General features: G+C 46.9%; 4 protein-coding genes. All 4 read right to left on the reverse strand.

Annotated features, from left to right (window positions below):
• Positions 1–470 precede the first annotated feature (470 nt).
• The 4 genes from scpB to AB7D94_RS16455 are packed head-to-tail and all read right to left on the reverse strand — an operon-like array spanning position 471 to position 4,816.
• On the reverse strand, positions 471–995 hold the full coding sequence (gene scpB, locus AB7D94_RS16440) for an SMC-Scp complex subunit ScpB (protein WP_420267134.1): 525 nt from the start codon (positions 993–995) through the stop codon (positions 471–473).
• Positions 974–1,819, reverse strand: coding sequence for a hypothetical protein (locus AB7D94_RS16445; RefSeq protein WP_420267135.1), 846 nt, complete (start codon positions 1,817–1,819; stop codon positions 974–976). Before AB7D94_RS16445 ends, scpB begins: the two co-directional genes overlap by 22 nt.
• Before the next feature lie 5 nt (positions 1,820–1,824).
• Positions 1,825–2,652 (reverse strand): cytidylate kinase-like family protein, encoded by an 828-nt coding sequence (locus AB7D94_RS16450; RefSeq protein WP_420267137.1) that lies wholly within the window; start codon positions 2,650–2,652, stop codon positions 1,825–1,827.
• A 40-nt stretch (positions 2,653–2,692) separates the two neighbouring features.
• Complete coding sequence (locus AB7D94_RS16455; RefSeq protein ID WP_420267138.1) at positions 2,693–4,816, reverse strand: SulP family inorganic anion transporter; 2,124 nt, start codon at positions 4,814–4,816, stop codon at positions 2,693–2,695.
• Positions 4,817–5,002: the final 186 nt, after the last annotated feature.

The following is a 5,002-nucleotide window of genomic DNA, read 5'->3' on the forward strand; positions in this document are numbered from 1 at the left end:
GTAATTCCATTTCTAAATCATACCTACAATAATATATTTTATCTCACTCCGCGACAAAAAATTGTCATCACCCTTCTTGTCTTGTCGTCATTCCGGCTTGTCCGGAATCGTATTTGGCTTGAGGATGTGCTGAGACAGATTCCGGACAAGCCGGAATGACAGACTAAGATATTTCATAAATACGCTAATCACTGATTATTAATGCACATATGATTTAAAAATAGAATAAGTTGACCACGGAAAATGAAAGACTCGTGAGCGATATGAAGAAGACAGAAAATCATGCAAAGCGTGACCGCCGCAGAGAAGTAGGGGTGGAAATCCGAGGTAATTGCGGGGAGTCGAGTATCGTCCGGCGTCTGCAAAGGAAGTGGAAATAACTTATGAACCGCCGTATGCACAACGGTACGTACGGTGGTATGAGAGGTCGGCAGGTGAAATAATCACCTGCCTCCTACTCGATTTAATCTTTACTCTTCTTTCGTAAATTCTTTTAATGTAGGCAGTTCTGAGAGGTTTTTCAGGCCAAAGTATTTTAAGAATTCCTTTGTTGTTGTGAATATTAGTGGTTTGCCGGGCGCGTCCTTTCTTCCTGCGATTTTAATCAGATCCCTCTCAAGTAGTACTTTAATAGTCCAGTCGGAACTTACGCTTCTGATTTCCTCAATCTCCACCTTGGTGATAGGCTGTTTGTAGGCGACAAGGGCAAGTGTCTCAAGCGCGGCGATAGAGAGTTTCCCTGATGTCCTTGATTTCTTTAAATTTTTTATCCACTCCGCAAACAAGGGGTTGGTAACCATCTGATAGCCGTCGGCAAGTTCGGCAATCATCATACCGCCGTCTTTTTCTCTGTACTGGCTTGTAAGCGCAGCCACGGCATCGGCGGCCTCGGCGTCAGAAAACCCGGTAAGGCGTTTTAAATCGGCAATTGAAAGGGAATCTCCGGCTACGAAAAGCAGGGCCTCAATGACCGCTATTTGTTCAGATTTCTCCATGTGTTTAACTCAAGGGGCGACAACTGGTTAAGCTGCTCGTGAGAGCCTTTCTTATCAATAAAGAACTTGTCCATCACGACGATTTTATCATTGGTAATATCCTCGCAGGTCCTGCTGAAATCTACTTCGATGCCCCCTATGTACATGATATTGATATTATCCATGACGGCAAGCGCTGTTAACTGGCTCTTAAGCCACGGCATTTGCATTTCGTATGCCCTTACTGTAAGGTCAAGCAGGTGCAGGCCGTTGTCCTGATGTTCTATATCGTACTTGTTGATTATCCCATTTAAGTATTTGCTGAGCAGCTTTAAATCATTATCTTTGGGGGCCCTTGTGCCGTGGCGGATTTTCTCATAACACGATATTATTGCCCCGCACGCGGTTGTCGGTTTTGAGTGGCCGTGCCTGACAAGCGCTCCGTAGGTCTTTTTCTCATCGTCGTAACCGATGTGGGCGAAATTGAATATCAACAGATTGCCGTCTTCCCTGTCTGGAATGTGGTGGGCGGCTGGAAGCAGACACTCATATGTCTTTATCTTAGGAATAAAAAGCCCTCCAAAAAGTCTCAAGCCGTAATATTTCTCCATGTGAATGACGCTGTGGTCGTCATCAAACTTTGCGGGATGGCATTTTCGCAGCTCCCGTTTAATGTGCTCAATGATGGTCGTACACTGGTCGTCAAGGCAGGTTATTATGACCAAAATGGTATTTATTCCGAGGCAGATTTCATATCTCTCCATCAGTTCCATGACTATATCACAAAGCTCGGAGATATGCACCGCCCTGTCTATAAAATCGCCATACCTCGTTGACAATGACATGTTTTTTACCTCAGGGTCGAGGATATCTGTTTAAAAAAATCCTCGGTTATGACGATCTCGGCCTCGCCAGCATCGGCAATGGTCTCAATCTGGGCCTTTATTGCCGCTGTACGTTTTTGCGTCTCACTCTGCAGGGCGCGGCTATGGATTATCAGACCGCTGCACTCGTAACGCACACTTATATCAGGGTCAATGTGTATGAGCGCTGCCCGAACCCTATACACCAGTTCTATGTTATGAGCGGCGGCAATTGAATATGTCATGGGCTGGAAACGCCTGCCTTTGGATGTCATAGAGATAATCTCAATGGCGTCTTCTACCGTGATTTGGCCAATGTTCAGTGCCATATCATAGTGTTTTGGGTCGTCGTCTTCGAAGTTATAGAGTGCCTTTATCAACTTCTTGTGCGAATTGTCTTCCTTAATGAGTTGTTTCTCGGCAGCCTTGTCTGAAATGTTTATTCTTGAGGCCCTGATACGTGCCCTGTCCTCAAGGTTCGAGATTATATAGGTCTTAAGTACGTGTGAGATACCTTCTAATAACACACGCCCGACAAAACCGCAATACACTATATTGTCTCTCAAGAAGAAGCGCATGAGAGCCGCCTCGTAACAGGCTAGATACCTATGTCGTTCCTCCAGGGACATCCCAAAAAGGGTCGGCGGACTTTCGTAGGAATTCTTTATTTTTTCGGGCGATACATGATATTCCCCGGCGGCCAGGGCGGTTATCTGTTCACTGATTACCAGTTCGCTGCCTGTCTTGGCGGCTACCTCCGCCGCTATGTCTCTGCCTCTGCAACAGGGACGGTTATTTATAGTTATAATAGACATCAGCACCTCACGCTTTCATGGAATAATTTCTGATATAATTCTACTTTAAATAACAAACTTTAAGCAACGGGCATTCTTTTTCGGTACTGTTCTCGTGTGCGGTGGCGTGAACCGCCTGTATGGCCTGTGCCTCAGTCCGAAAAACCCTGTCCTCGCCTATCTTATTATACAGGCCTGTGCGTTTGATGACATCCATAACCTGGTCTTTTATGGCGACAAACGTGATTTCAATATCCCTGTCACGCAGCCTTGTCACAATCATACCAAGTATCTCTTCGCCTGAGGCGTCTATTTCGTTTATACCGTCGCAGCAGATAATCACATGCCGCAGTTTTGGTTTTTCTGACAGTTGGAGCAATATCTGGTCTTCAAGATATGATGTGTTGGCAAAAAACAGCGAGCTGTCAAAACTCACGGCCGAGATATGCCCACACTGGTTTAGTCCGAACATGTCGCTGTTGCGAAGTGTGCCGTCCTGATGTCTTGACAATATCGTAAGGTTTGGTTTCATTGAGCGGTACAAGTAGTGACCGATTGAAAAGGCAACGCCTATCATTATACCTTTATCAAGATGAGGGGCAAAGGCCAGCGTGAAAAAAAACGTTATGATGGCGGCGGCACCGTCGTACTTTTGGGCGTGCCACACGTGAACTATCCCCTTGACGCTTATGAGGCCCATGACGGCCATCATTATTATTGACGCCAAAACCGCCTGCGGCAGATGATAAAGCAATGGTGTGAATAAAATCAAGGCAACCACCACGATACAGCTTGTAAAGACGCTTGACATACCCGTCACAGCCCCCGCTTGCAGATTAACGGCCGAGCGCGAGAAAGACCCCGATGTGGCATAGCTTTGTCCCATAGACCCGGCGATGTTGGCCAGGCCCTGCCCGATAAGTTCCCGATTCGGGTCAAGACGCTGTCCGGTCCTGGCGGCCATCGCCTTAGCTATTGAGATGGCCTCCATAAAGCCGAGAATTGATATGATAATCGCATTTGGCAATATAATAAAAAACATGCCTAAGTCAAATTTGGGAAAGGCGAATGTGGGAAGCCCCTTGGGGATAGTGCCTATGACAGCCCCACCTGAGCTCAATGTTAATTTATCTGCTGGCAGGGGCTTGTTGCCGACGGTAAGATGCCATACTTCGCCCTGCCTTTTAGTATCACTGATAACGAAGCCCTTGCCATCGCCTTCAGACTGGAGCTTAACCGACCTCAGTTGGCCTCTGAGCAGCTTGGCCCTCTTTTTCTGTTCATCTTTAAAGATGTTTAATCTATCTATTTTTTGTGCGGCCTCCAGTACTGCAAGAGGCTCGGCGTGTTTGTCCTTTTTTGCTTCGGCAAGCCCTTTGGATAACAATGTCAGCTCTTTGGTAGCCGTTTCCACCTCAGCTAAAATCTTATTGTAGTCTGTTATCTTTGTTGTAAGCTCTTCGGAGTGAATAGCGGTCAATGGGGCCTTTTGTACTTTTTCAAATCCTATCAGCCATGAGACAAGCGTGGTGAGTACCACCGCGATGAGGACGTTTGGGAGCCTTGGATTAATCTTCCTGAGCGCAAACATAATAAAAAATGAGGCGAGCGCGAAGGCGAGCGTCGGCCAGTGGGTGTACTCAACAGCGGCCTTGACGACATTTATTACGGTCTCATAATGGTGCTCGGCATTGTCAACCGAGACGCCAAGAAGATTGGCAAGCTGTGATGTGGCTATAATCAACGCGGCGGCGTTGGTAAAACCGATTACAACAGGGTGTGAAAGGAAATTAACGACAAGTCCAAGTCGAAAAACCCCGAGAAAAAGTTGAAAAACCCCCACTGAAAGGGCAAGCAGCACGGAGTATGCGATAAAGGCCTCGCCGCCTTTTGTAGCGAGGGGTTCTAAGGACGCGGCGCTCATAAGCGAGACAACCGCAACCGGACCTGTGGCGAGCTGGCGGCTTGAACCAAAGAGGGCGGCCACAATAGGGGGCAGGAAAGAGGCATAAAGCCCGTAGTACGGGGGAAGCCCGGCCAACTGAGCATATGCCATAGACTGCGGTATCAGCACAAGGGCTACGGTAATGCCGGCCATAAGGTCGGCCCTGAGCTTTACCGCGCCATAGTCTTCAAACCAATTCAGAAAAGGGAACAACCTCCCCATCAACGAGCCTTTCGTCATATGCAAACCCGCGGCATAGTCATTTTACCTATCCCCCATACGAAAATCACCGTAAATATCAGCACACGCTATTTTAGACATAAGCAGTCAAAAAAATCAAATAAGTAATCAACCTTTGTCAACAATTTGCATCTGTAATACCAAAATAGAAATGTCCTATTCTACCAAAGTAGAAATGTCCTAAAG

The sequence above is a fragment of the Candidatus Magnetominusculus dajiuhuensis genome (assembly GCF_046044395.1).
In the GTDB taxonomy this organism is placed as follows: domain Bacteria; phylum Nitrospirota; class Thermodesulfovibrionia; order Thermodesulfovibrionales; family Magnetobacteriaceae; genus Magnetominusculus; species Magnetominusculus dajiuhuensis.